This window comes from Streptomyces sp. NPDC006997, assembly GCF_040635175.1.
Classification (GTDB): Bacteria; Actinomycetota; Actinomycetes; order Streptomycetales; family Streptomycetaceae; genus Streptomyces.
Window position 1 is genome coordinate 33,226 of record NZ_JBEYHH010000025.1, and the last position, 23,159, is coordinate 56,384.

Annotated in this window: 25 protein-coding genes; 13 read left to right on the forward strand and 12 right to left on the reverse strand. The window is 72.5% G+C overall.

Features of this window, described 5'->3' with window-relative positions; genetic code table 11:
• Positions 1-210, reverse strand: a 210-nt coding sequence (locus tag ABZ659_RS24125) for a hypothetical protein (protein WP_360223707.1), incomplete at its 3' end; no start/stop codon positions are given.
• 82 nt (positions 211-292) lie between these two features.
• A complete protein-coding gene (gene cobT / locus ABZ659_RS24130) occupies positions 293-1,426 on the reverse strand; it encodes a nicotinate-nucleotide--dimethylbenzimidazole phosphoribosyltransferase (RefSeq protein ID WP_360223709.1) in 1,134 nt (377 codons plus the stop codon).
• Positions 1,427-1,583: 157 nt separating this feature from the next.
• Between cobT and ABZ659_RS24135 the strand changes: the two genes are divergently transcribed.
• Positions 1,584-2,495, forward strand: a complete 912-nt coding sequence (locus ABZ659_RS24135; RefSeq protein WP_360223711.1) for a class I SAM-dependent methyltransferase — start codon at positions 1,584-1,586, stop codon at positions 2,493-2,495.
• On the opposite strand, the gene ABZ659_RS24140 is transcribed toward ABZ659_RS24135, so the two are convergent.
• Positions 2,377-3,585, reverse strand: coding sequence for a bifunctional adenosylcobinamide kinase/adenosylcobinamide-phosphate guanylyltransferase (locus tag ABZ659_RS24140; protein WP_360223713.1), 1,209 nt, complete (start codon positions 3,583-3,585; stop codon positions 2,377-2,379). The two genes, ABZ659_RS24135 and ABZ659_RS24140, sit on opposite strands and share 119 nt — an antisense overlap.
• Positions 3,586-3,677: 92 nt before the next feature.
• Between ABZ659_RS24140 and ABZ659_RS24145 the strand changes: the two genes are divergently transcribed.
• Positions 3,678-3,890 carry a hypothetical protein gene (locus ABZ659_RS24145; protein ID WP_360223715.1) on the forward strand — a complete coding sequence of 71 codons (213 nt, stop codon included), beginning with the start codon at positions 3,678-3,680 and terminating at the stop codon, positions 3,888-3,890.
• 1 nt (position 3,891) lies between these two features.
• Here ABZ659_RS24145 and ABZ659_RS24150 read toward each other — a convergent pair whose 3' ends face one another.
• The 3 genes from ABZ659_RS24150 to ABZ659_RS24160 form a co-directional block, all read right to left on the reverse strand.
• The gene (locus ABZ659_RS24150; RefSeq protein ID WP_360223717.1) at positions 3,892-4,980 is read right to left on the reverse strand and encodes a trypsin-like peptidase domain-containing protein; all 1,089 of its coding nucleotides are present in this window, start codon (positions 4,978-4,980) and stop codon (positions 3,892-3,894) included.
• Between the two features lie 132 nt (positions 4,981-5,112).
• The gene (locus tag ABZ659_RS24155) at positions 5,113-5,820 is read right to left on the reverse strand and encodes a methyltransferase domain-containing protein (protein WP_360223719.1); all 708 of its coding nucleotides are present in this window, start codon (positions 5,818-5,820) and stop codon (positions 5,113-5,115) included.
• Positions 5,821-5,903: 83 nt separating this feature from the next.
• Positions 5,904-6,542, reverse strand: a complete 639-nt coding sequence (locus tag ABZ659_RS24160) for a DUF3043 domain-containing protein (protein ID WP_360223852.1) — start codon at positions 6,540-6,542, stop codon at positions 5,904-5,906.
• A gap of 266 nt (positions 6,543-6,808) precedes the next feature.
• Between ABZ659_RS24160 and ABZ659_RS24165 the strand changes: the two genes are divergently transcribed.
• Genes ABZ659_RS24165 through ABZ659_RS24180 form a run of 4 tightly spaced genes read left to right on the forward strand, consistent with a single transcriptional unit; the run spans position 6,809 to position 9,890 of the window.
• Positions 6,809-7,624 carry a PspA/IM30 family protein gene (locus ABZ659_RS24165; RefSeq protein ID WP_360223721.1) on the forward strand — a complete coding sequence of 272 codons (816 nt, stop codon included), beginning with the start codon at positions 6,809-6,811 and terminating at the stop codon, positions 7,622-7,624.
• A 21-nt stretch (positions 7,625-7,645) separates the two neighbouring features.
• A complete protein-coding gene (locus tag ABZ659_RS24170) occupies positions 7,646-7,927 on the forward strand; it encodes a hypothetical protein (protein ID WP_360223723.1) in 282 nt (93 codons plus the stop codon).
• A gap of 56 nt (positions 7,928-7,983) precedes the next feature.
• Positions 7,984-9,210 (forward strand): histidine kinase, encoded by a 1,227-nt coding sequence (locus ABZ659_RS24175; protein WP_360223725.1) that lies wholly within the window; start codon positions 7,984-7,986, stop codon positions 9,208-9,210.
• Positions 9,207-9,890: a response regulator transcription factor gene (locus ABZ659_RS24180; RefSeq protein WP_360223727.1), complete on the forward strand. Its 684-nt coding sequence runs from the start codon at positions 9,207-9,209 to the stop codon at positions 9,888-9,890. Before ABZ659_RS24175 ends, ABZ659_RS24180 begins: the two co-directional genes overlap by 4 nt.
• Before the next feature lie 510 nt (positions 9,891-10,400).
• Here ABZ659_RS24180 and ABZ659_RS24185 read toward each other — a convergent pair.
• Together ABZ659_RS24185 and nadA are read right to left on the reverse strand one after the other, a co-directional pair.
• Positions 10,401-10,727, reverse strand: coding sequence for a hypothetical protein (locus ABZ659_RS24185; protein WP_360223729.1), 327 nt, complete (start codon positions 10,725-10,727; stop codon positions 10,401-10,403).
• A gap of 90 nt (positions 10,728-10,817) precedes the next feature.
• Positions 10,818-12,014: a quinolinate synthase NadA gene (nadA, locus tag ABZ659_RS24190; protein WP_360223731.1), complete on the reverse strand. Its 1,197-nt coding sequence runs from the start codon at positions 12,012-12,014 to the stop codon at positions 10,818-10,820.
• A gap of 319 nt (positions 12,015-12,333) precedes the next feature.
• On the opposite strand from nadA, the gene ABZ659_RS24195 reads away from it, so the two are divergent.
• A complete protein-coding gene (locus ABZ659_RS24195; RefSeq protein ID WP_360223733.1) occupies positions 12,334-12,690 on the forward strand; it encodes an iron-sulfur cluster assembly accessory protein in 357 nt (118 codons plus the stop codon).
• Between the two features lie 69 nt (positions 12,691-12,759).
• Here ABZ659_RS24195 and ABZ659_RS24200 read toward each other — a convergent pair whose 3' ends face one another.
• Both ABZ659_RS24200 and ABZ659_RS24205 read right to left on the reverse strand, forming a co-directional pair.
• Positions 12,760-14,244 (reverse strand): hypothetical protein, encoded by a 1,485-nt coding sequence (locus ABZ659_RS24200; RefSeq protein WP_360223854.1) that lies wholly within the window; start codon positions 14,242-14,244, stop codon positions 12,760-12,762.
• Positions 14,245-14,394: 150 nt separating this feature from the next.
• Positions 14,395-14,604, reverse strand: coding sequence for a hypothetical protein (locus tag ABZ659_RS24205; RefSeq protein WP_360223735.1), 210 nt, complete (start codon positions 14,602-14,604; stop codon positions 14,395-14,397).
• Between the two features lie 145 nt (positions 14,605-14,749).
• On the opposite strand from ABZ659_RS24205, the gene ABZ659_RS24210 reads away from it, so the two are divergent.
• Positions 14,750-15,724 (forward strand): carbohydrate kinase family protein, encoded by a 975-nt coding sequence (locus ABZ659_RS24210; RefSeq protein ID WP_360223737.1) that lies wholly within the window; start codon positions 14,750-14,752, stop codon positions 15,722-15,724.
• Positions 15,725-15,762: 38 nt separating this feature from the next.
• Here the strand turns inward: ABZ659_RS24210 and ABZ659_RS24215 are convergent, their stop codons facing one another.
• On the reverse strand, positions 15,763-17,151 hold the full coding sequence (locus ABZ659_RS24215; protein ID WP_360223739.1) for an aminotransferase class V-fold PLP-dependent enzyme: 1,389 nt from the start codon (positions 17,149-17,151) through the stop codon (positions 15,763-15,765).
• A gap of 281 nt (positions 17,152-17,432) precedes the next feature.
• On the opposite strand from ABZ659_RS24215, the gene coxB reads away from it, so the two are divergent.
• The 4 genes from coxB to ABZ659_RS24235 all read left to right on the forward strand — a co-directional run bounded on the left by coxB (position 17,433) and on the right by ABZ659_RS24235 (position 21,940).
• Positions 17,433-18,392, forward strand: a complete 960-nt coding sequence (gene coxB, locus ABZ659_RS24220) for a cytochrome c oxidase subunit II (protein WP_360223741.1) — start codon at positions 17,433-17,435, stop codon at positions 18,390-18,392.
• A complete protein-coding gene (gene ctaD / locus ABZ659_RS24225; RefSeq protein ID WP_360223743.1) occupies positions 18,389-20,128 on the forward strand; it encodes a cytochrome c oxidase subunit I in 1,740 nt (579 codons plus the stop codon). Before coxB ends, ctaD begins: the two co-directional genes overlap by 4 nt.
• Entirely contained in the window at positions 20,125-20,523 is a 399-nt protein-coding gene (locus ABZ659_RS24230) for a cytochrome c oxidase subunit 4 (RefSeq protein WP_360223745.1), read from the forward strand. The genes ctaD and ABZ659_RS24230 overlap by 4 nt, the downstream gene beginning before the upstream one ends.
• 130 nt (positions 20,524-20,653) lie before the next feature.
• The gene (locus ABZ659_RS24235; protein ID WP_360223747.1) at positions 20,654-21,940 is read left to right on the forward strand and encodes an Ig-like domain-containing protein; all 1,287 of its coding nucleotides are present in this window, start codon (positions 20,654-20,656) and stop codon (positions 21,938-21,940) included.
• 14 nt (positions 21,941-21,954) lie between these two features.
• Here ABZ659_RS24235 and ABZ659_RS24240 read toward each other — a convergent pair whose 3' ends face one another.
• Positions 21,955-22,356 carry a hypothetical protein gene (locus tag ABZ659_RS24240; RefSeq protein ID WP_360223749.1) on the reverse strand — a complete coding sequence of 134 codons (402 nt, stop codon included), beginning with the start codon at positions 22,354-22,356 and terminating at the stop codon, positions 21,955-21,957.
• A 160-nt stretch (positions 22,357-22,516) separates the two neighbouring features.
• Here ABZ659_RS24240 and ABZ659_RS24245 point away from each other — a divergent pair, with 160 nt between their 5' ends.
• Positions 22,517-23,137 carry a heme-copper oxidase subunit III gene (locus ABZ659_RS24245; RefSeq protein ID WP_360223751.1) on the forward strand — a complete coding sequence of 207 codons (621 nt, stop codon included), beginning with the start codon at positions 22,517-22,519 and terminating at the stop codon, positions 23,135-23,137.
• Positions 23,138-23,159 lie beyond the last annotated feature (22 nt).

Genomic DNA, 23,159 nt, shown 5'->3' on the forward strand with positions numbered 1-23,159 from the left:
CGGCTGCTGGCTGCTGTCGGCCTCGGTGGGGTCCCGGTTCCGGCGGTCTGGCTGCTGGCTGCTGTCGGTCGTGGTGGGGTCCCCGCGCCCGGTTGTCGGCTGCTGGCTGCTGTCGGCCTCGGTGGGGTCCCGGTTCCGGCGGTCTGGCTGCTGGCTGCTGTCGGTCGTGGTGGGGTCCCCGCGCCCGGTTGTCTGGCTGCTCGCTGCCATCGGTCTCGGTGGGCCCCCGCGCCCGGCTGCCTGGCCGCTCGCTGCCGCGGCCTCGGTGGGGTCTCCGCGCCCGGCTGCCCGGCTACTCGCCGTCGTCGGTCGCGGTGGGGCCGTCGGCTTCGGGCTCCGTCGGCTTCTCCTCCTCGGAGGTCTCCTCCGCGGCCTTCTCCTCCGGCCGCTCGGGCAGTTCCGCGGCGAGGGCGGCGGCGGACTGGACCAGGGGCAGGGCCAGCAGGCCGCCCGCGCCCTCGCCCACCGTGACGCCGTGGCCGAGCAGCGGCTCCAGGGCCATGCGGTCCAGGGCCTTCGCCTGGCCCGGCTCACCGCTGTCGTGGGCGGCCAGCCACCAGTCCGGGGCCCGGAAGGCGACCCGCTGCGCCACCAGCGCACAGGCCGCGGTCACCACACCGTCCAGGACCACCGGCACCTTCCGTACGGCGCTCTGCAGCAGGAAGCCCGTGATCGCGGCGAAGTCGGCCCCGCCGACCGCGCCGAGCAGCGCCAGCTGGTCGCCCAGCACCGGCCGGGCCCGCCGCAACGCGTCCCGGATCGCCGCGCACTTGCGCATCCACGCCAGGTCGTCGATGGCGAGCCCGCCCCGCCCGGTGACCACGGACGCGTCGGTGCCGCACAGCGCGGCCACCAGCACGCCCGCCACCGTGGTGCCACCCACGCTCACATCGCCGAGCACCACCAGGTCCGTACCGGAGTCGGCCTCCTCGTCCGCGACCGCCACCCCGGCCTCGAACGCCGCCGCGGCCTCCTCGGCGGTCAGCGCGTCCTCGATGTCGATCCGGCCGCTGCCGCGCCGCACCCGGTGCCGTACGACGTCCTCGGGCAGCGTGCCCGGGTCGCAGTCCAGCGCCATGTCGACCACCCGCACGGGCACACCGAGCCGCCGCGCGAGCACCGACACCGGCCGCCCGCCGTCCAGGATCTCCCGCACCAGGGTGCTCGCGCTGCCCGCGGGCCGCGCCGACACGCCCAGCTCCGCCACCCCGTGGTCGGCGGCGAAGAGCACCACCCGGGGCTGTTCGATCGCCCGCACCGGCACGGCGCCCTGCGCCGCGGCCAGCCACTCGCCCAACTCGTCCAGGCGGCCGAGCGATCCGGGGGGCACGATCTGGCGCTCCCGGCGCGCCTCGGCGGCGCGGCGCACCGCGGCGTCGGGACGCTCGATCAGATCGGTGAAGTCGTCGAGATTCAGCGAACTCATTCGCCGAACAGTACCGGCCCCCGTCGAACAGGGCGGCGCCACCTGGCCAGCGCCGCGCGGGGACGTCGTTGCACCCGAGAGGGCGATCCCATAAGTTCCGCTTTGACAGCAATTGATGACAATTGATCTGTATGCCCTCGCGCCGCCGGGAGCCGCCATGCCCGCACCCCTCACCCGACTCGCGACCGCCCGCCGCCGCAGCGCCTACCTCGCCCGGTTCGCCCTGGACACCGACCGCTTCTTCGAGCCCCGCCGCGCGGACTGCCCCTGGTGCGCGTCCCCCCGGCTCCACACCCGCCCGCCGTCCCGGGCCGGGCTCACCACCGACGAGTGCCGCGACTGCGCCCACGTCTTCCAGAACCCCCGCCTCACCCCGGAGGGCCAGGCGTTCTACGGGCACCACCCGGCCCCCGAGCACCCCGCCGCCGCCCGCCGCCGCCACCGCTCGGCGGCCCGCGCCCTGCTGCCCTACGGGGAGCCGGAGAGCTGGCTGGACGTCGGCACCGGGGACGCCCACTTCCCCGCGGCGGCCCGGGAGTTCTTCCCGTACACGGCCTTCGACGGCACCGACCCCGCTCCCCGCGTCCTCGCGGCCCGCGCCGCCGAACGCGTCGAGGAGGCGTACGTCGGCCCCCTCGCCACCCCCGCCCTCACCGCGTACCTGCGCGCCCGCTACGACGTCGTCAGCGTCCTGCGCCACCTGGAGCACACCGCCGACCCGCGCGCCGAACTCCGGGCCGCCCTCAGCGTGCTGCGCCCCGGCGGCCACCTGCTGCTGGAGCTGACCGACCCGGCCGCCCCGCCGCGGCCCGGCCCCCGGCCCCCGCACCTGCTCCCGGCCCCGAACCTGCGCGCGGAACTCCGGGCGCAGGGCTGCGAGGTGCTGACCCCCCACCGCCGCGTCCCGTTCGCGCCCGGCTACCGCGTCCTCGCCCGCAAGCCCGCCGCGCCTACCCGCGCAACACGACGGCCTGTCCCGCCACCACCAGCACCACCTGCTCACACTCCTGCGCGAACCCCGCGTTCAGCCGCCCCAGTTCATCCCGGTACCGCCGCCCCGACGCCGTAGCGGGCACGATCCCCGACCCCACCTCGTTCGACACGGCGACCACGATCCGCCGGGCGCCCCGCACCGCCTCCGTCAGCTCCCGCACCCGCTCCCGCAGCGCCCGCTCGCCGCTGTCGGCCCACTCGGCGTCGTCCCACGCCCCGACGGCGTCCATCACGTCCGTGAGCCACAGCGACAGGCAGTCCACCAGCAGCGGCGGACCGTCGTCCGTCAGCAGCGGCACCAGGTCGCAGGTCTCCACCGTCCGCCACGACCCCGGCCGCCGCTCCCGGTGCGCCGCGACCCGCGCCGCCCACTCGCCGTCCCCGCCGCGGGTGCCGCCGGTGGCGACGTAGACCACGTCGGGGAAGGCCGCGAGGCGGCGTTCCGCCTCCAGCGACTTCCCCGACCGCGCCCCGCCCAGCACCAGCGTCCGCCGCGGCACGTCCGGCACGTCCTCGTAGACGCCCACCGTCAGCGTCGTACCGTCCGGCACGGCCCGCGCGCCCGCCACGGCGAGCCGCCGCCGCAGCTCCGGGCCCGGCGGCACGTCGTGGTCCAGGTGGACGGCGACCACGTCCGTCGTCGGCCCCACCGCGCCCACCGCCCGCAGCCGCGCCAACGCGTCCGGCCGCCCGACGACATCGGCCAGCACCATGTCGTACGGCTCACCCGCCCCGGTGCCCTCCTCAAGCCCCGCGGGCGCGCCCCCCGGCGGCAGGTACAGCAGCCGCTGCCCGTCCGGGCCCGTCAGGGCGTACCCGGTGCCCGGGGCGTCCATCGCCACCGCCCGCACCCGGTGCCCCGTCAGCAGCGCCAGCTCCCGCCCGTCCGGCACCCGGCCCGGCTGCGGCACCCCGGCGGGCACCTCCACCACCGGTCCGTCGTGCGGATGCGACAGCAGCACCTGCCGTACGCCGCCCAGGGACCGCCCCGCGCGTGCCGCCGCGAACGCCGCGCCGGGGGTCAGGTCGAACAGCAGCGCCCCGTCGACGAGCAGCGCGGTGGCCGCGCGCGCGTCGGGTCCGAGCGCGGTCGCGCAGGCCGCACAGGGACAGTCGGGACGGGGCAGGCCCTCGGGGGCACCGGTGCCGAGCAGTGTCAGTTCCACGCCCCGATTTTCCCGCGCCGGTGTACCTCTTGCGCGTCCGGCTAGGCTCTGGGCAGCAGCCGGTGGAAGATCAGATGTCCAGGGAGGCGTACATGACGGCATGGACGTGGCGGTTCGAGAAGGCCGACGGGACGGAGGTCGAGCCCGCGGTGCGGCCCGAGGAGTTCACCACGCAGGGCGACGCCGAGTCCTGGATCGGCGAGAACTGGAAGGAACTGCTCGCCGGGGGCGCCGACCAGGTGCGGCTGTTCGAGGACCGCACCGAGATCTACGGCCCCATGAGCCTGCGCGCCGACGAGTCCTGAGCTACTGCTTGCCGAGCGTCACCTCCGCGGTCCGCTCGTCGCCGTCCCGGGTGAACGTCACCTTCACCTCGTCCCCGGGCTCCCGCTCCGCCAGCGCCTCCGCCAGGGAGGTGATGGTGGTGACGTCGGTGTCCCCGAGGCGGGTGATGACGTCACCGGCCTCGATGCCCGCCTCGTCGGCCGCCCCGCCGCCGGTGACCTCGACGACGGCGACCCCGGCGGGCCGGAACCGGTCGTCGACGATCGTCCGGCCGGTGATGCCGAGCGCGGCCCGGCCGGAGTCGGTGACCTTGCCGTCCTCGATGATCTGGTCGGCGACCGTCTTCACCATGGAGGCCGGGATCGCGAACCCGATGCCGGGTGCCTGGCTGTCCGCGCCGCCGATGCCGGTCGCGGCGAGCGTCGGGATGCCGATCACCCGGCTGTCGAGGTCCACCAGCGCGCCCCCGCTGTTGCCCGGGTTGATCGCGGCCGACGTCTGCACCATGTTGGCCAGCGTCGCGCCCGTACCGCCGTCCCCGCGCCCCTCGCTGACGGTCCGTCCGGTCGCCGAGACGATGCCCTGCGTCACGCTCGACGACAGACCGAGCGGCGACCCCATGGCGAGCACGATCTGCCCCACGTCCACCTTGGCGGAGTCCCCGAACCGGGCCGCCTTCAGGCCGTCCGGCGGCCGGTCCAGCTTGATGACGGCGAGGTCCTGCTCCGGGTAGGAGTAGACGAGCCTCGCGCGCTGCGGCTGCTCGCTGCCCGCCGTCGTCACCCGGAAAGCGCGCTCCTCGCCGACGACGTGCGCGTTGGTGACGACGTGCCCCTGGTCGTCGTACACGATCCCCGACCCGAGATCGGCCCCGGCCTGGATCTGCACGACCGACGGCAGGACGTCGTTGATCACCTTCTGGTAGTCGTCCTGGAGGTCACTCGCGGCGCGCGGCGCGGCGGCCTGCGCGGTGCTGCCCTCCTGGCGCTCCTTCGCGGCGGAGGCGGTGGTCTGCCCGGAGCACCCGGTGGTCAGGGCGAGGGAGCAGACGAGGGCGGCGGCGGGTCCGCCCAGTCGTACGGCGACGGCACGGCGACGGGAAGCGTCCATGCCCCGAGTCTGGGTTCGCGCCGACGGCCCTGCCCGTCCGGCTGGCCCGAACGTGCGAGCCCGGCGGCTCAGGGGTCCTTTTCCACCATGCCCGTCCGGGTCGCGACCGGACGCTCACAGTGAGAGGACCCCTCAGCCCCGCACCCCGCACAGGTGCAGCAGCGCCGCCACCCCGCGGTAGGGGTCCGTGCGGCCCGCGCGTTCCTCGGCGTCCAGCAGGGCTTCCAGGGTCTCCGGGTCGGGCGGTTCCGCGTCGTCCGCGGCGGTGTCCGTGAAGACCCGCACGCCGTACCAGGCGTACAGCGGCGCCCCGATCCCCGCGAGCGTCGCGGTCAGGGTGGACAGGCGGTCCGCCCGGACGTCCAGGCCGAGCCGGTTCCGGTACGCCGTCGAGCCGAACGCCGCCAGCGCGCCCGCCCAGTTCCCGGCCAGCCCCGGCCGCATCGCCAGCGCGTCGCCGTTGCGGACCAGCAGTGACAGCAGCCCGCCCTGCGCCAGCACCCGCGCCAGCCCCGCCAGCAGCGGGTCGGGCTCCTCGACGTACATGAGGACGCCATGACAGAGCACGACGTCGAAGCTGCCCGGGACGAAGTGCACACCGGTGTCCCGGCCGTCCCCCTCGATGATCCGCACCCGCTCCCGGATGCCCTCCGGTTCACCGCGCAGCGCCGACCGCGCCGCCGAGATCATCGTCGTGTCCTGCTCCAGACCGGTCACCTGGTGCCCGGCCCGGGCCAGCCGCAGCGCCTGCGTGCCCTGGCCCATCCCCACGTCGAGCACCCGCAGCCGCCGCCCGACCGGGAACCGCCCGGCTATCTGCTCCTCCAGCTGCCGGGCCACCAGCTCCTGCCGTACGGCGTCTCGCAGGCCGTTGAGCCCGCTCAGCCACCGTCGCGCCGCGCCCCCGGAGAACGGCGTCGTGCTCAGGGCCGCTCCCCGCGCTTGACCTGCGGCTTGGGCAGCCGGAGACGGCGCATCTGGAGGGACCGCATCAGGGCGTAGGCGACCACGCCGCGCTTGCGCTCGTCCGGGAAGCGCTCGTTGAGGCGCTTCTTCAGACGGAAGCCGCTGACCGCCGAGTCCAGCACGATCAGCACGATCACGACCAGCCACAGCAGCAGCGCGATGTTCTGCAGCGACCCGACCCGGACCATGCTCAGGACGAGGATGACGACGGCCATCGGGAGGAAGAACTCGGCGATGTTGAACCGCGAGTCGATGAAGTCACGGGCGAACCGGCGCACCGGCCCCTTGTCCCGCGCCGGGAGATAGCGCTCGTCCCCGCTGGCCAGCGCCTGGCGCTGCCGGTCCAGCGCGACACGGCGCTCCTGGCGCGACCGCTTGGCGGCCTCCTTGCGCGTCGTGGGCGTGTTGGCCACGCTGCGGCGCTGGGCCTGGGCCACGCTCCGCTTGGGCGTGGGCCTGCCCTTCGGGGCCTGCGGGTCACGGGTCTGCTTGGAGTCGGTCACCAGGGCCTTGTCGACGCCCGGGGCCTTCTCTTCCTTGGCACGGCTACGGAACACAAAACCCAAGGGTACGGGGTCCGCGGGTGTGGACCCCAGCCCCGCGGGGAACGATCCGGCAACACCAGTCGTCTGTAGGGGGGACAGAGGGGACGACGCGGACGGTTCGCCCGGAAGGGACCCGGAGGCGCCCGGCACCACCGGGTGTCACCTACTCCTTACGCCGGAGCGGGCCGGCGGCCAGTCGTCCTTGGGGATGACCGCATCCGTCCCCGAACAGTGCGTCAATGGATGCAGGGCCCGTACTGTGGGTTCTGTCGCAGACCTGTGAGCTGGAGTCCGTCAGAAGGGGGCGCGCGAAGCCCATGAGCGGTGTCATGAAGCGTATGGGGATGATCTTCCGCGCGAAGGCGAACAAGGCCCTTGACCGGGCCGAGGACCCGCGCGAGACCCTCGATTACTCGTACCAGAAGCAGCTCGAACTGCTGCAGAAGGTCCGCCGCGGCGTCGCGGACGTGGCCACCTCCCGCAAGCGCCTCGAACTCCAGCTGAACCAGCTCCAGCAGCAGTCCTCCAAGCTGGAGGACCAGGGCCGCAAGGCGCTCGCGCTGGGCCGCGAGGACCTCGCGCGGGAGGCGCTGTCCCGGCGGGCCGCGCTCCAGCAGCAGGTGACGGACCTGGAGACCCAGCACTCCACGCTCCAGGGCGAGGAGGAGAAGCTCACCCTCGCGGCGCAACGGCTCCAGGCCAAGGTCGACGCCTTCCGCACGAAGAAGGAGACCATCAAGGCCACCTACACCGCGGCGCAGGCGCAGACCCGCATCGGGGAGGCGTTCTCCGGCATCTCCGAGGAGATGGGCGACGTCGGGCTGGCCATCCAGCGCGCCGAGGACAAGACCGCGCAGCTCCAGGCGCGGGCCGGGGCGCTCGACGAACTCCTCGCCTCCGGCGCCCTCGACGACCCCTCCGGCATGGCCAAGGACGACCTCCAGGCCGAGCTGGACCGGCTCTCCGGTGGTACGGATGTGGAGCTGGAGCTGCAGCGCATGAAGGCCGAGCTGGCCGGGGGCGGCACCGGCGGGCAGCAGGCCATCGAGGGCGGCACCGGTCAGTCGCAGTCCCAGGCGCAGTCGCAGCCCCAGCAGCAACCGCAGGACACCCCGCGCTTCGACAAGCAGTAGCCTCACGCCGAGGAGGGCGTCGTGATCGTAAGGATCATGGGGGAGGGGCAGGTGGAGCTGGCCGACAGCCACTTCACCGAGTTGAACAAGCTCGACGACGAGCTGCTCACGGAGATGCAGAGCGGTGACGAGGAGGGGTTCCGGCGCACCCTGGGCGCCCTCCTCGAAGCGGTGCGCCGCATGGGCACCCCGCTGCCCGACGACGCCCTCGAACCCTCGGAGCTGATCCTGCCGTCCCCCGACGCGTCCCTGGAGGACGTCCGGGAGATGCTCAGCGACGACGGGCTGATCCCGGAGGTGTGAGCCGCCGCCCACCGCCCGGTGCCAAGGCGCGCGGGGACGCCGTACCGTAAGGCGGCGTGAGCACCCTCGCCCGTACCCGGCTCTGGCTGAAGGCCCACCCGCTGGCGCTGGACGCCGCGCTGGCGGCGGGCGTGCTGGTCTGCATGGTCGCCGGGTCCTTCGTGGACCCGCGCGGTGAGGACGGCGTCACCTGGGGCCTGCGCACCCCCGGCCCGGCCAGCCTGGTGCTCATGGCGGCCGGCGCCGCCGCGCTGGTGCTCAGACGCCGCGCCCCGAAGACCGTCCTCGCCTGCACCGGCACCGTCGCGCTGATCGAGTCCGTCATCGGCGACCCCCGCGCCCCCGTCGCGATGTCCGCCGTCGTCGCCCTCTACACCGTCGCCGCCAGCACCGACCGCCCCACCACCTGGCGCGTCGGCCTGCTCACCATGACCGTGCTGACCGGCTGCGCCATGCTCGCGGGCCCGTTGCCCTGGTACGCCCAGGAGAACCTGGCGATCTTCGCCTGGACCGGGATGGCCGCCGCGGGCGGCGACGCCGTGCGCAGCCGACGGGACTTCGTGCAGGCCATCCGGGAGCGCGCCGAGAAGGCCGAGCGGACCCGGGAGGAGGAGGCCCGCCGCCGGGTCGCCGAGGAGCGGCTGCGCATCGCCCGCGACCTGCACGACGTCGTCGCCCACCACATCGCCCTGGTGAACGTGCAGGCCGGGGTCGCCGCGCACGTCATGGACAAGCGGCCCGACCAGGCCAAGGAGGCCCTCGCCCACGTCCGCGAGGCCAGCCGCTCCGCGCTGAACGAACTGCGGGCCACCGTCGGCCTGCTGCGGCAGTCCGGCGACCCCGCGGCGCCGACCGAGCCCGCGCCCGGCCTCGCCCGCCTCGACGAACTCGCGGGCACCTTCCGCAGCGCCGGGCTCCGGGTGGAGGTCGCCCGCGCCGACCACGGCACCGTCCTGCCCGCCGCCGTCGACCTCGCCGCCTACCGGGTCATCCAGGAGGCCCTGACCAATGTGCAGAAGCACGCGGGTCCGCGCGCCAAGGCCGAGGTGAGCGTCGTCCGGGTGGGCCCGAACGTCGAGGTCACCGTCCTCGACGACGGCACCGGCGAGGCGGACGGCCCCGCCGCCGGCGGCGGCCACGGACTGCTCGGAATGCGGGAGCGGGTCGGCGCGCTGCGCGGCACCCTCACCACCGGCACCCGCTACGGCGGCGGTTTCCGCGTCCATGCGATCCTGCCCGTCAAAGCCCACGACCGCCTCGCCCCCGAGAAGGGTCCCGCATGACGATCCGTGTCCTGCTCGCCGACGACCAGGCCCTGCTGCGCAGCGCCTTCCGGGTGCTGGTCGACTCCGAGCCCGACATGGAGGTGGTCGGCGAGGCGTCCGACGGCGCGGCGGCGGTCCGGCTGGCGAAGGAGCGGCACGCCGACGTCGTCCTGATGGACATCCGGATGCCCGGCACCGACGGGCTCGCCGCCACCCGCATGATCAGCGGCGACCCGTCCCTCGCCCAGGTCCGGGTGGTCATCCTGACCACCTTCGAGGTCGACGACTACGTGGTGCGGTCACTGCGCGCGGGCGCCTCCGGGTTCCTCGGCAAGGGCTCCGAACCGGAGGAGCTGCTCAGCGCGATCCGGGTGGCCGCGGGCGGTGAGGCGCTGCTGTCCCCGGCGGCGACGAAGGGTCTGATCGCCCGGTTCCTCGCGCAGGGCGAGGGCAGCGACGAGGGCAGGGACCCGGCCGGCGCCGAGCGGCTCGGCGCGCTGACCGTGCGGGAGCGGGAGGTGCTGGTGCAGGTCGCGGGCGGGCACTCCAACGACGAGATCGCCGAACGGCTCGAAGTCAGCCCGCTCACCGTGAAGACCCACGTCAACCGCGCCATGGCCAAGCTGGGCGCCCGCGACCGGGCGCAGCTGGTGGTGATCGCGTACGAGTCGGGGCTGGTACGTCCGAGGGTGGAGTGACCTCGGGCGGACTCCCTCACCCGCACCGACGGCGAGCCCAGCCTCACCGTCACCGCCGCCCTGCTGGCGTCGCTGCTGGTCTCCCTGACCGTCGTACCGGTGCTGTCGTACTGGTCCCTGCGCCCTCCGAAGGGCACCCCCGAGGACGCCGCCGAGGCGCGCCGGATCGCGGTCTGGTCACCTCGACGCTGCTGACCCTGCCCCTCGTCCCGACGCTGTACGCGATGCTCGAACTCCGCAAGGAGCGGCGGGCGGGGAAGCGCGCGGCGAAGCGGGCGGCGAAGGCGCGGCCGTCGGCGGCGGCCGAGCCGGAGCCCGCCCGGGTCTGACCCGGCGACAGCGAGAGGGGGTGCCCCGCCACCGGGCGGGGCACCCCCTCTCGCTGGGCGTCGTGGACGGCCGGACGCCGCTCGCCCACTACCGCGAGGACAACTCGGGGCCGGAGTACGGCGGCCTGACCGCGCTGGGCCTCGGAACCGGCGACGGCCGGGTGACACGGCTGGCGAAGGCCTACCTCGGCGAGCCGGTGCTCGCGCACGGCACCCTGTCCTCCATCACCTCCACCGGCCTGGTCACCGCGGTCCCCCCGGACACCGGCGAGCGGCTCTGGCAGACCCGGACCACCACCCTCGACCCGCTGGCCACCCTCGTGGTCGACCGGCGCGGGCGGACGGTGTCCGTGGCGAGCGAGAGCGGCCGGGTGGCGGCCCTGGACACCCGGTCGGGCACCCGGCCGTGGGAGTCGTACTCCCGGGTCGAGCAGCGGGCGGGGACCGGCACCTGGCCGGGCCTGTCACTGAACGGCGGGACGCTGGTCGTGGCGGTCTCCGACGGCACCGTCTTCCGGACCCGGCCGCCCCCGGACGCGAACCGGTGCCGGCGCCCACGTGACCCGCACGTCGGCACCGGCACCGGGGGCCGGGACGGCTACGGCAGCGCCAGCATCCGCTCCAGCGCCAGCTTGGCGTGCGCCTCGGTCTCCCGGTCGACCTGGATGCGGTTGACCAGCTTGCCGTCGGCGAGCGACTCCAGGGCCCACACCAGGTGGGGGAGGTCGATGCGGTTCATCGTCGAGCAGAAGCAGACCGTCCTGTCGAGGAAGACGATCTCCTTGCCCTCGGGGGCGAAACGGTTCGCCAGACGGCGGACCAGGTTCAGCTCGGTGCCGATCGCCCACTTCGAGCCCGCCGGGGCGGCCTCCAGCGTCTTGATGATGTACTCGGTGGAGCCGACGTAGTCGGCGGCGGCGACCACCTCGTGGCGGCACTCGGGGTGCACCAGGACGTTGACGCCCGGGACCCGCTCGCGCACGTCGTTGACCGAGTCGAGGCTGAAGCGGCCGTGCACCGAGCAGTGGCCGCGCCACAGGATCATCCTGGCCGCGCGCAGCTCCTCGACGGTCAGCCCGCCGTTCGGCTTGTGCGGGTTGTAGACGACGCAGTCCTCCAGGGACATGCCCATGTCGCGGACGGCGGTGTTGCGCCCGAGGTGCTGGTCCGGCAGGAACAGCACCTTGCTCTGCCCAGGCTCCCCCTGCTCGAACGCCCAGTCCAGGGCCCGCCTGGCGTTGGACGAGGTGCAGATGGTGCCGCCGTGCCGGCCGGTGAACGCCTTGATGTCGGCCGAGGAGTTCATGTACGACACCGGCACGGTGACGTCGGCTATCCCGGCCTCGGTCAGCACGTCCCAGCACTCGGCGACCTGCTCGGCCGTCGCCATGTCGGCCATCGAGCAGCCCGCGGCGAGGTCGGGCAGCACGACCTTCTGGTCGTCGCCGGTGAGGATGTCCGCGGACTCGGCCATGAAGTGCACACCGCAGAAGACGATGTACTCCGCCTCCGGCCGGGCGGCGGCGTCCCGGGCCAGCTTGAAGGAGTCACCGGTGACGTCGGCGAACTGGATGACCTCGTCGCGCTGGTAGTGGTGGCCGAGCACGAAGACCTTGCTGCCGAGCTTCTCCTTCGCCGCGCGGGCGCGCTCGACCAGGTCCGGGTCGGACGGCGCGGGCAGGTCACCGGGACACTCGACGCCGCGCTCGCTCCTCGGGTCGGCCTCACGGCCGAGAAGCAGCAGGGCGAGGGGCGTCGGCTGTACGTCGAGCTCCTGGATCTGGGCGGTGGTCACGACACGCACCCTTTCTTTTCTGCGGTTCGCCGGGCCGGGGGATCCGGCCCGGCGGGACAAGCGGGACACCGGTTCGACTTTTCGTCGAATTGACGCTATCTATCATAACCGCTTCACGTCAGTTTGACGATGGCCATAGCGTCTATGTGACATGAATCCCGACACGCCGCGATTGATTCCCGGTGTCCGTCACGAAAGAGCCGTTTTCCGCTTCCCGGCCCGTGTGCGAGCATGAAGAAAGACGCCCCGGAATGAATCCGCGGCCCCGCCGGTTGCAACCGTCGGCAAGCAGTCTCCGTACAACCCGGGAGAGATGTAGATGTCCGTATCGGACGAGACCAGCACCGTCACCGACGGCATCGTTCTGACCGACGCCGCGGCGTCCAAGGTCAAGGCCCTGCTCGACCAGGAAGGCCGGGACGACCTCGCCCTGCGTGTGGCCGTCCAGCCCGGCGGCTGCTCCGGCCTGCGCTACCAGCTGTTCTTCGACGAGCGCTCCCTCGACGGCGACGTGGTGAAGGACTTCGGCGGCGTCAAGGTCACCACCGACCGGATGAGCGCCCCGTACCTGGGCGGCGCCACGATCGACTTCGTGGACACCATCGAGAAGCAGGGCTTCACGATCGACAACCCGAACGCGACGGGCTCCTGCGCCTGCGGCGACTCCTTCAGCTGAGTCGTCCCGTCCTACGACAGTGAAGGCGGCGGTCCCTCGCAGGAGGGGCCGCCGCCTTCGTGTGCCGTCCTACCGGGGCAGTCGCGCCCCCGGCTTCTCCAGCGGAACCGACCTGCCGTCCGTCCCGACCACCTTGCGGTCACCCAGCGGCTCGTCCAGCCGCACCGTCCGGGTGTGGACCTCGGCGATCAGGATGCAGACCTTGTCCTTCCACGGCTTCTCGGTCACCTTCACGGTCACCCGCTCCGCGCTCTCCCGCGCCGTCACCGTGAAGTCGGCGCACACCCCGGCGGTGAAGGACACGGTCAGCTCCCGGCCCTCCGTCGTGTAGCCGTCGACGTCCAGCTCCCGGGTGGCCGGCGCCGCCGTCGGCTCGTCGCCCGGCCCGGTCGGGCGCGGGCTGGGCTGCGCGGGCGGCTCACCGGACGGCGCGCCGGGCGCCCTGAGGAACTCCGGCTCCACCGCCGGGTACGTCACGGTGAAGGGGTCCCGGGCCCCCGGCGCCCGCACCTCGAACAGCCAGGACGGCACCAGCGTCTGCCGCGCGTCCACGAAGTGCGAGGCCAGCCCGAACACGGCCGACTCGACCTCGACGGGCTCGGCGGGGGACGCCTTGGGCGCCCCGGTCATGCCGCCGCACGGCCCCCGGTCCTCCTCCAGCGGTACGGGACTGGCGCAGCCGCCCATGCCGGACCGCCCGGAAACCGCGGGATCCGGGGCGGCGCCGTTCATCAGCTCCAGCGTCTCCTCCGCCGTGAGCACGGGGTACGTGTCCCCCTTCACCGGCGCCTTGACCTGCCCGCTGCCGCCCACGACCTCGCCGCCCGCGCCGACGGTGACGCCGGTCGGCCAGCCGTACGTGGGCAGACCGCCCACCACCGGGTCCGCGTTGACCATCCGCTGGGCGCCCATGACCTGGCTCGCGTCGGTCTCCGCGTCCGCCTGGCCGACCGCCTTCAGCACCGGCGCCGCCGCCTTCAGCGCGGTGGCCTCGCTGACCGGGTCGCCGCCGGGCTGCTCCTTGGCGCAGGTGGTGGGGGACCGGCAGTCGTCGGTGCCGGGGGAGTAGCGGTGGAACGTCCAGGTGCCCGGCGCCCGCCGGTTCACCTGGAGGCTCGGTCCCGAACCGTCCTGCCCGCCGATCCGCCAGGCCTGCCCCTCGGCCACCGGCTTGCCGTCCAGACCGAGCGCCGCGGCCAGCCGGGCCACCTCGGCCTCGGTGACCTCGCCCCGCGCCCGGTACACGGCCGCCGAGCCGGGACCGTCCGGGAGGTCGCCGGAGGCCCGGTAGGTGGCACCGTTCGGATCGGGCTCACCCGGCGCGATCCCGGGCGTCCCCCGGCCCTCGGTGTACCCGTCCAGCACCAGCGGCGGCGGGGTCGCGCCCCCGCCCGACGCCGTCCCGGAGTCCCCGGAGCCCCCGGAGGCCGACGTCGCGAGGTACGCCCCGCCACCCCCGGCCAGCAGGACGGCGGCGGCGACGGACGCCACGAGCACCGGAGACCACCGTCGTCCGGCACCCTCCCGCCGCTCCGGGCCGCCCGCAGCGTCCATGTCGTCACGGGCGTCGTCGTCGGGTCGCTCGGTGTTCACCGCATCGCTCCTTCGGCTGCGCAGCCGTCCACCTGTCCGGCTGCCGTCTTCCCCGTCCCCCGCACAGGGGACGGCGATGGGACGTACCGGGGGAGCGCGCGGTTCCCCGGGTCAGCCGCCGTACTCCACCATCGAGTCCAGCAGCCGCGCCGACGCGGGCGGCACCGACACGCCGTGGATCAGGGACGGGGGGACCGGCACCGGTGCGACCCGGTCGGGCGCCGCCCAGTGCGGCGCCATCCGCGCGCAGTCGCCCAGCAGCGACTCCAGCGAGCCCTCCGCGTCGGCCGGGGCGTACGCCGGGAACCTCAGTTTCGTCATAGCCGAACCGTAAGCACGGTGGAGCCCGCGAAGAAAGATCTACTATCGGGTAGTTTCGGCTGCTTCAGTGGCACCCCGCGGACCGGGTAGCGTGAACTGTCAACGCCTCCCCCGGGCCAGTCGCCTCCTCAGGAGAGTCCACGCCGTGCGCATCGCAGTCACCGGCTCCATCGCCACCGACCATCTCATGACCTTCCCCGGCCGCTTCGCCGACCAGTTCGTCGCGGACCAACTGCACACGGTCTCGCTGTCGTTCCTCGTCGACCAGCTCGACGTACGCCGCGGCGGGGTGGGCGCGAACATCGCCTTCGGCATGGGTCAGCTCGGCACCCGCCCGATCCTCGTCGGCGCCGCGGGCTCCGACTTCGACGAGTACCGCGCCTGGCTGGACCGGCACGGCGTCGACACCGACTCCGTGCGGATCTCCGAGACCCTGCACACCGCCCGCTTCGTGTGCACCACCGACGCCGACCACAACCAGATCGGCTCCTTCTACACCGGCGCCATGAGCGAGGCCCGGCTGATCGAGCTGAAGACGGTCGCGGACCGCGTCGGCGGCCTCGACCTGGTCTCCATCGGCGCCGACGACCCGGAGGCCATGCTCCGGCACACCGAGGAGTGCCGCTCCCGGGACATCCCCTTCGCCGCCGACTTCTCCCAGCAGATCGCCCGCATGAACGGCGAGGAGATCCGGACCCTCCTGGACGGCGCGACGTACCTGTTCTCCAACGAGTACGAGAAGGGGCTCATCGAGTCGAAGACCGGCTGGACCGACGAGGAGATCCTCGGCAAGGTAGGCCACCGCGTCACCACCCTCGGCGCCCGCGGCGTCCGCGTCGAGCGCGCCGGTGAGGAGCCCATCGAGGTCGGCTGCCCCCAGGAGGAGCGCAAGGCCGACCCCACCGGCGTCGGCGACGCCTTCCGCGCCGGGTTCCTCTCCGGCCTCGCCTGGGACGTCTCCCTGGAGCGCGCCTGCCAGATCGGCTGCATGTTGGCCACCCTGGTCATCGAGACCGTCGGCACCCAGGAGTACCAGCTGCGCCGCGCCCACTTCATGGACCGCTTCGCCCGGGCCTACGGCGACGAGGCCGCCGCCGAGGTCCGGAAGCACCTGCCCTGACCGGCCCGTGGGGACACGGCCCCCACGGCTGTCCGCGCCTACGACAACCGGCGGACCACATAGGCCGCACCGCGGTCCGCCGGTTCCGCACCGACGTACTCCTGCCCGCGCATCCCGCACCACGCCGGGATGTCCAGGCGCGCCGCCTCGTCGTCGGAGAGGACCCGGACCGTGCCGCCGACCGGGACGTCCCCGATGACCTTGGCCAGCTCGATCACCGGAATCGGGCAGCGCTTCCCGAGGGAGTCCACGACGAGCGCGTCCCCCGCCGGGGCCGGGGCCGTGACCGTGGCCGCCACCGGAGCCCCGAGCTTCTCCCGCACCCCCGCGACCGCCCCCGGCAGCACCCGGAGGAACCGCTCCACGTCCTCCTCCGCGGTCCCCGGCGGCAGCGACACGCGCACGTTGCCCTCGCTCAGCACCCCCATCGCCTTCAGCACGTGGCTCGGCGTCAGCGTGCTGCTCGTGCACGACGACCCGGACGACACCGAGAACCCGGCCCGGTCCAGCTCGTGCAGCAGCGCCTCGCCGTCGACATAGAGACACGAGAACGTGACGACGCCGGGCAGCCGCCGCTCCGGATCGCCGACCACCTCCACGTCCGGCACCGTCCCCGGCACCCGCGCCCGGATCCGCTCCGTCAACTCCCGCAGCCGCTCCGCCTCCCCGGCGGCCTCCGCCCGCACCGCCCGCAGCGACGCCGCCGCCGCCACGATCGCCGGGATGTTCTCGAACCCGGCGGCGCGCCCGGACTCACGCTCGTCCACCGGCCCCTGGGCTGCGAACCGCACCCCCTTGCGCACCACCAGCAGCCCGACCCCCGACGGCCCGCCCCACTTGTGCGCGCTGGCCGCCAGCAGCGACCAGTCACCGTCCACCGGCCCCCACCCCAGCGACTGCGCCGCGTCCACCAGCAGCGGCACCCCCGCCGCCCGGCACGCCTCGGCCACCTCCGCCACCGGCTGCGCCGTGCCCACCTCGTGGTTGGCCGACTGGAGACACGCCAGCGCGGTGCCGGACCGCAACGCGGCGGCGTACCCCCGAACCGACACCGCGCCCGTCCGGTCCACCGCCACCCGGCTCACCTCACCGCCGTCGGCCTCGTGCGCCTCCGCCGCGTGCAGCACCGAGGAGTGTTCGACCGCTGACACGATCAGGTGACGTCCCACCCGCCGCCGCCCGGCCAACGCCCCCGCCACGCCCGAGTGCACGGCCCGCGTCCCGGACGCCGTGAACACCAGCTCGTCCGGACGGCACCCGACCGCCTCCGCGGCGGCCTCCCGCGCCGCGTCCAACAGCATCCGGGCCCGCCGCCCCTCGCGGTACAACCGCGCCGGATCAGCCCATCCCTCATCGAGCGAGGCGTGCAGCGCCTGCCGGGCGACAGGATGAAGAGGAGCAGCGGAAGCGGCATCGAAGTAGGCCATACGGCAACGCTAGACGCCGGTGAGGACTGCGGACGTTCAGGGCGCGGGTCCGGGCCATCAGCGGCTCCACCGCGGGGCGCGACAGGCCACGACGAACGCCGCACCCGCCAAACCAGCGAACCACCCGAGCTAGTAGGCACCCCTCCTCGCGACCGCCGACAACGCGTCGGCTAGGGTTTGGTCCGCATAAACATCCAAACCCCTGCCCGACGCAGGGCGGCGACCGACCAGCGAGAAGGCCGCAGCCGACAGCGCGGGCGAGACTCTCGGGAAGGCGCTACGTGAGTCCCAACGGCTCCGACCGCTCGCCGCGGCGCCCGATGCGGCGGAAGCTGCTCCAGGCACTGACCGCGGGCCTGGTCCTGGCGACCGCAACCGGTTGCACATACAAGGACTTCCCCCGCCTTGGTATGCCCACCCCCACCACGGAAGAGGCCCCCCGGATCCTCTCCCTGTGGCAGGGCTCCTGGGCTGCCGCGCTCGCCGTCGGCGTGCTGGTGTGGGGCTTGATCCTGTGGAGTGCGATCTTCCACCGGCGCAGCCGCACCAAGGTCGAGGTTCCTCCGCAGACCCGGTACAACGTGCCCATCGAGGCCCTGTACACGGTCGTACCGATCCTCATCGTCTCGGTCCTCTTCTACTTCACGGCCCGCGACGAATCGAAGCTGCTCGAACTGGAGGACAAGCCCGACGTCACGGTCAACGTGGTCGGCTTCCAGTGGAGCTGGTGCTTCAACTACATCGAGAACGTCGAAGGCTCCCAGGGCGACGCCAACTCCGCCAAGGAGCTGGACGCCATCCCGGACCGCTACAAGGACGACTTCCCGGCCGACGCCGGCGGGGTCTACACCTGCGGCACGCCGGGTGAGGAGAACCCGCAGACCGGCAACCCGGGCCCGACCCTGTGGCTGCCCGAGGGCAAGCGGGTCCGCTTCGTGCTGACCTCGCGGGACGTCATCCACTCGTTCTGGGTGGTGCCGTTCCTGATGAAGCAGGACGTCATCCCGGGCCACACCAACGCCTTCGAGGTGACGCCCAGCCAGGAGGGCACCTTCCTGGGCAAGTGCGCCGAGCTGTGCGGTGTCGACCACTCCCGGATGCTGTTCAACGTGAAGGTCGTCTCCCCTGAGCGGTACGAGCAGCACCTCAAGGACCTCGCCAAGAAGGGGCAGACCGGTTACGTTCCCGCCGGCATCGCGCAGACGAGCCACGAGAAGAACCGGGAGACGAACAACCTGTGAGCATCGTCAACGAACCTCAGGGCGCCGCTGCCGCTGAGTCCCCGTACTACGAGGACGAGATGCCGGTCCGGCGCAAGCAGCCCGGAAACGTCGTGGTGAAGTGGCTGACGACCACCGACCACAAGACGATCGGCACGCTGTACCTCGCGACGTCGTTCGCGTTCTTCTGCATCGGCGGTGTGCTGGCGCTGTTCATGCGCGCCGAGCTGGCCCGGCCCGGCACCCAGCTGATGTCGAACGAGCAGTTCAACCAGGCGTTCACGATGCACGGCACGATCATGCTGCTGATGTTCGCGACGCCGCTGTTCGCGGGCTTCGCGAACTGGATCATGCCGCTCCAGATCGGCGCCCCCGACGTCGCCTTCCCGCGGCTGAACATGTTCGCCTACTGGCTCTACCTGTTCGGCTCGCTGATCGCGGTGGCGGGCTTCCTCACCCCGCAGGGCGCCGCCGACTTCGGCTGGTTCGCCTACTCGCCGCTGTCCGACGCGGTCCGCTCGCCGGGACTCGGCGCCGACCTGTGGATCATGGGTCTGGCCTTCTCCGGCTTCGGCACCATCCTCGGCTCGGTCAACTTCATCACCACGATCATCTGCATGCGCGCGCCGGGCATGACCATGTTCCGGATGCCGATCTTCACCTGGAACGTGCTGCTGACCGGTGTGCTGGTGCTGCTCGCCTTCCCGGTGCTGGCCGCCGCGCTGTTCGCCCTGGAGGCGGACCGCAAGTTCGGGGCGCACATCTTCGACTCGGCCAACGGCGGAGCGCTGCTCTGGCAACACCTCTTCTGGTTCTTCGGCCATCCAGAGGTGTACATCATCGCGCTACCGTTCTTCGGCATCATCAGTGAGATCATCCCGGTCTTCTCCCGCAAGCCGATGTTCGGCTACTCGGGCCTGATCGCCGCCACCATCGCCATCGCGGGCCTCTCCGTGACGGTGTGGGCGCACCACATGTACGTCACCGGCGGCGTGCTGCTGCCGTTCTTCGCCTTCATGACGTTCCTGATCGCGGTCCCGACCGGTGTGAAGTTCTTCAACTGGCTGGGCACGATGTGGAAGGGCTCGCTGTCCTTCGAGACGCCGATGCTCTGGGCGACCGGCTTCCTGATCACCTTCCTCTTCGGTGGTCTGACCGGCGTCATCCTGGCCTCGCCGCCGCTGGACTTCCACATCTCCGACTCGTACTTCGTGGTGGCGCACTTCCACTACGTCGTCTTCGGCACCGTCGTCTTCGCCATGTTCGCGGGCTTCCACTTCTGGTGGCCGAAGTGGACCGGCAAGATGCTCGACGAGCGCCTGGGCAAGGTCACCTTCTGGACCCTGTTCACCGGCTTCCACGGCACCTTCCTGGTCCAGCACTGGCTGGGCGCCGAGGGTATGCCGCGCCGGTACGCGGACTACCTCGCGGCCGACGGCTTCACCGCCCTGAACACGATCTCGACGATCAGCTCGTTCGTGCTCGGCCTGTCGATCCTGCCGTTCATGTACAACGTCTGGAAGACCGCCAAGTACGGCAAGCCGGTCAACGTCGACGACCCGTGGGGCTACGGCCGCTCCCTGGAGTGGGCGACCTCCTGCCCGCCGCCGCGGCACAACTTCCTCACCCTGCCGCGGATCCGCAGCGAATCCCCCGCGTTCGACCTGCACCACCCCGAGATCACCGAGTACGAGCAGCTCGGCTCCGGCGGGGCCAGCGCGGCCGTCCTGGCGAGCGGCAAGGAGGCCGGCAAGTGAAGATCCAGGGCAAGCTGTTCATGTGGTTGAGCCTGTTCCTGCTGGTCATGGCCTGTGTCTACGGCCTGTGGTCGAAGGAGCCGGCCGGCACCACCGCCCTGTTCCTGGCGTTCGGCCTGGCCATCATGGTCGGCTTCTACCTCGGCTTCACCGCCAGGCGGGTGGACGCCGGGGCGCAGGACAACAAGAACGCGGACGTCGCGGACGACGCGGGCGAGCTGGGCTTCTTCAGCCCGCACAGCTGGCAGCCGCTGGCGCTGGCCATCGGCGGCGCCCTCGCCTTCACCGCGATCGCGGTCGGCTGGTGGCTGCTCTACTTCTCGGCCCCGCTGGTGCTGATCGGCGTCTACGGCTGGGTCTTCGAGTACTACCGCGGTGAGAACCGCACCCAGTAGCACACCCGGCACACGAGCGAGCCCGGACACTCCGTCAGGAGGGTCCGGGCTCACCCGTTCCGCCCAGCGGTCTTCCCCCGGTCGGACCACCCCGCGCGCCGAAGCGGAGCCCGCTTCCTAGCGTGGGGCCATGAGTCGCACAGTGTTCTCCCGGGACCCCGGATCCGGTGGCCCGCGCACCCGCACCACGGTCGGCCGCACGCTGCTGGCGCTCGCGCTGGGCGCGGGCGCCGCCGCCTGCGTCAGCGACGACGGCAACCCGCTCGCCGCCGCCCCGTACGACGCGGCGGACCAGATCTCCTTCAGCGGCCCCAGGGGCGACGGCCGCGAGGCCGACCCCAGCAAGCCCCTGGAGGTCATCGCGGCGGGCCCCGACGGCCGCATCACGGACGTCACCGCCGTGGACGCCACCGGACGCCATCTGGCGGGCGAACTGGCCGCAGACGGCCGCCGCTGGCACAGCACCTCCGCGCTCGCCGCCGACGCCCGCTACACGGTCCGGGTGAGCACGGAGAACGAGGACGGCGCCCCCGGCCGCCGGACGCTCACCTTCGACACCGGCAAGCCCCTCACCAAGAAGCGCCTGAACGTCACCTTCGGCCCCAGGTCGGGCACCTACGGCGTGGGCCAGCCCCTCACCGCCGAACTCAGCGAGCCGGTGAAGGACAGGGCACAGCGTGCCGTCGTCGAACGGGCCCTCAAGGTGGACGCCCGGCCCTGGGTGGAGGGCGGCTGGCACTGGGTGTCGGACGAGGAACTCCACTACCGCCCCAAGGCGTACTGGCCCACCGGGACGACCGTCCGGCTGCGCAGCAACCTCGGGGGCATCCGGATCAGCGACCGGCTCTGGGGCGGTACCGCCAAGCCCGTGGAACTCACCATCGGGGACCAGGTCGTCGCCGTCACGGACGCCGCCGCGCACCAGCTGACGCTCTACCGCAACGACGAGGAGGTCAAGTCCATCCCGGTCACCACGGGCAAGCCGGGGTTCGAGACCCGCAACGGCATCAAGGTGGTGCTGGGCAAGGAGTACTTCGTCCGGATGCGCGGCACCAGCATCGGCATCGCGGAGGGCTCCGCGGACTCGTACGACCTGCCCGTCTACTACGCCACCCGGGTCACCTGGAGCGGCGAGTACGTGCACGCCGCCCCGTGGTCGGTGGGCTCCCAGGGCTTCGCCAACGTCAGCCACGGCTGCGTCGGCATGAGCACCGCCAACGCCGAGTGGTTCTTCGACAACGTCCGCGAGGGCGACCTGGTGAAGGTCGTCAACTCCCAGGGCGACGTGATGGAACCCTTCGGCAACGGCTTCGGCGACTGGAACGTCCCCTGGCAGAAATGGCGGGAGGGCAGCGCCCTCACGAAGGGCACCCCCCACCACCCACAGACGTCCCGCCTCAACCCGATGCCGAGGTGACGCGCCCCGACCCCTCAGGCGCTCAGCGCCGCGGGCCCCCGCAACAGCCCGGCGAGCGCCTGCGCGAACTCGACCGGCTCCACCGGAGCCGTGACCGCCGCGTCAGCGCGACTCCAGGTCGCCAGCCACGCGTCCTGCGGACGAGCCATGAGCACCAGCACCGGCGGACAGTGGAACACCTCGTCCTTGATCTGCCGGCACACCCCCATGCCCCCCATCGGCACGGCCTCGCCGTCCAGCACGCACACGTCGATGCCGCCCTTGTCCAGCTCCCGGACGACGGCCTGCGGGGTCGCGCACTCCACGAACTCCACCACCGGCACGTCCGGAGCGGGCCGCCGCCCGGTGGCCAGCCGCACCTGCTCGCGGGTGTTGGAGTCGTCGCTGTAGACCAGCACCGTGGCGGTCGGCTGCATGTGCTTCCTCCGGGACGTCAGCGTCGTACGGGAAGGGCCTGTCACGGCGGATGCTACTCCCTCGGACACCCGCGCTGAACACCTCGTCAGGCCCGGTCGGAGGCCAGCAACACTCCGAACGGCACCCCCCGGAGTGAGGGCGGGATAAGCGACCGACATAATGTCGGTCGTGGCGACAGCAACGACAGTAGATACCGGGCACGCGCACCCGTCGGTCAACCGGCCGAACCTCACCAGCGTCGGAACCATCATCTGGCTGAGTTCCGAGCTGATGTTCTTCGCGGCCCTCTTCGCGATGTACTTCACCCTGCGATCGGTGACGGGTCCCGATTTCTGGAAGGAACAGGCCGAGGCCCTGAACTTCCCGTTCTCGGCGACGAACACCACGGTCCTGGTGCTCTCCTCCCTCACCTGCCAGCTCGGCGTGTTCGCCGCCGAGCGCGGTGACGTGAAGAAGCTCCGGATGTGGTTCATCGTCACCTTCGTCATGGGTGCGATCTTCATCGGCGGTCAGGTGTACGAGTACACCGAGCTGGTCAAGCACGAGGGTCTCTCGCTCTCGTCCGACGCGTACGGCTCGGCCTTCTACCTGACCACCGGCTTCCACGGACTGCACGTGACGGGCGGCCTCATCGCCTTCCTGCTGGTCCTCGGCCGCACCTACGCGGCCCGGAGATTCACCCATGAGCAGGCGACCGCCGCCATCGTCGTGTCCTACTACTGGCACTTCGTCGATGTCGTCTGGATCGGCCTCTTCGCCACGATCTACATGATCAAGTAGCCGGGCCCGCTCCCGCACCTTC

Coding starts and splice junctions, on each gene's coding strand:
- cobT (WP_360223709.1), bottom strand. CDS start 1,426: ATGAGTTCGCTGAATCTCGACGACTTCACCGATCTGATCGAGCGTCCC.
- ABZ659_RS24135 (WP_360223711.1), top strand. CDS start 1,584: ATGCCCGCACCCCTCACCCGACTCGCGACCGCCCGCCGCCGCAGCGCC.
- ABZ659_RS24145 (WP_360223715.1), top strand. CDS start 3,678: ATGACGGCATGGACGTGGCGGTTCGAGAAGGCCGACGGGACGGAGGTC.
- ABZ659_RS24150 (WP_360223717.1), bottom strand. CDS start 4,980: ATGGACGCTTCCCGTCGCCGTGCCGTCGCCGTACGACTGGGCGGACCC.
- ABZ659_RS24165 (WP_360223721.1), top strand. CDS start 6,809: ATGAGCGGTGTCATGAAGCGTATGGGGATGATCTTCCGCGCGAAGGCG.
- ABZ659_RS24180 (WP_360223727.1), top strand. CDS start 9,207: ATGACGATCCGTGTCCTGCTCGCCGACGACCAGGCCCTGCTGCGCAGC.
- ABZ659_RS24195 (WP_360223733.1), top strand. CDS start 12,334: ATGTCCGTATCGGACGAGACCAGCACCGTCACCGACGGCATCGTTCTG.
- ABZ659_RS24200 (WP_360223854.1), bottom strand. CDS start 14,244: ATGGACGCTGCGGGCGGCCCGGAGCGGCGGGAGGGTGCCGGACGACGG.
- ABZ659_RS24205 (WP_360223735.1), bottom strand. CDS start 14,604: ATGACGAAACTGAGGTTCCCGGCGTACGCCCCGGCCGACGCGGAGGGC.
- ABZ659_RS24215 (WP_360223739.1), bottom strand. CDS start 17,151: ATGGCCTACTTCGATGCCGCTTCCGCTGCTCCTCTTCATCCTGTCGCC.
- ABZ659_RS24235 (WP_360223747.1), top strand. CDS start 20,654: ATGAGTCGCACAGTGTTCTCCCGGGACCCCGGATCCGGTGGCCCGCGC.
- ABZ659_RS24240 (WP_360223749.1), bottom strand. CDS start 22,356: ATGCAGCCGACCGCCACGGTGCTGGTCTACAGCGACGACTCCAACACC.
- ABZ659_RS24245 (WP_360223751.1), top strand. CDS start 22,517: ATGTCGGTCGTGGCGACAGCAACGACAGTAGATACCGGGCACGCGCAC.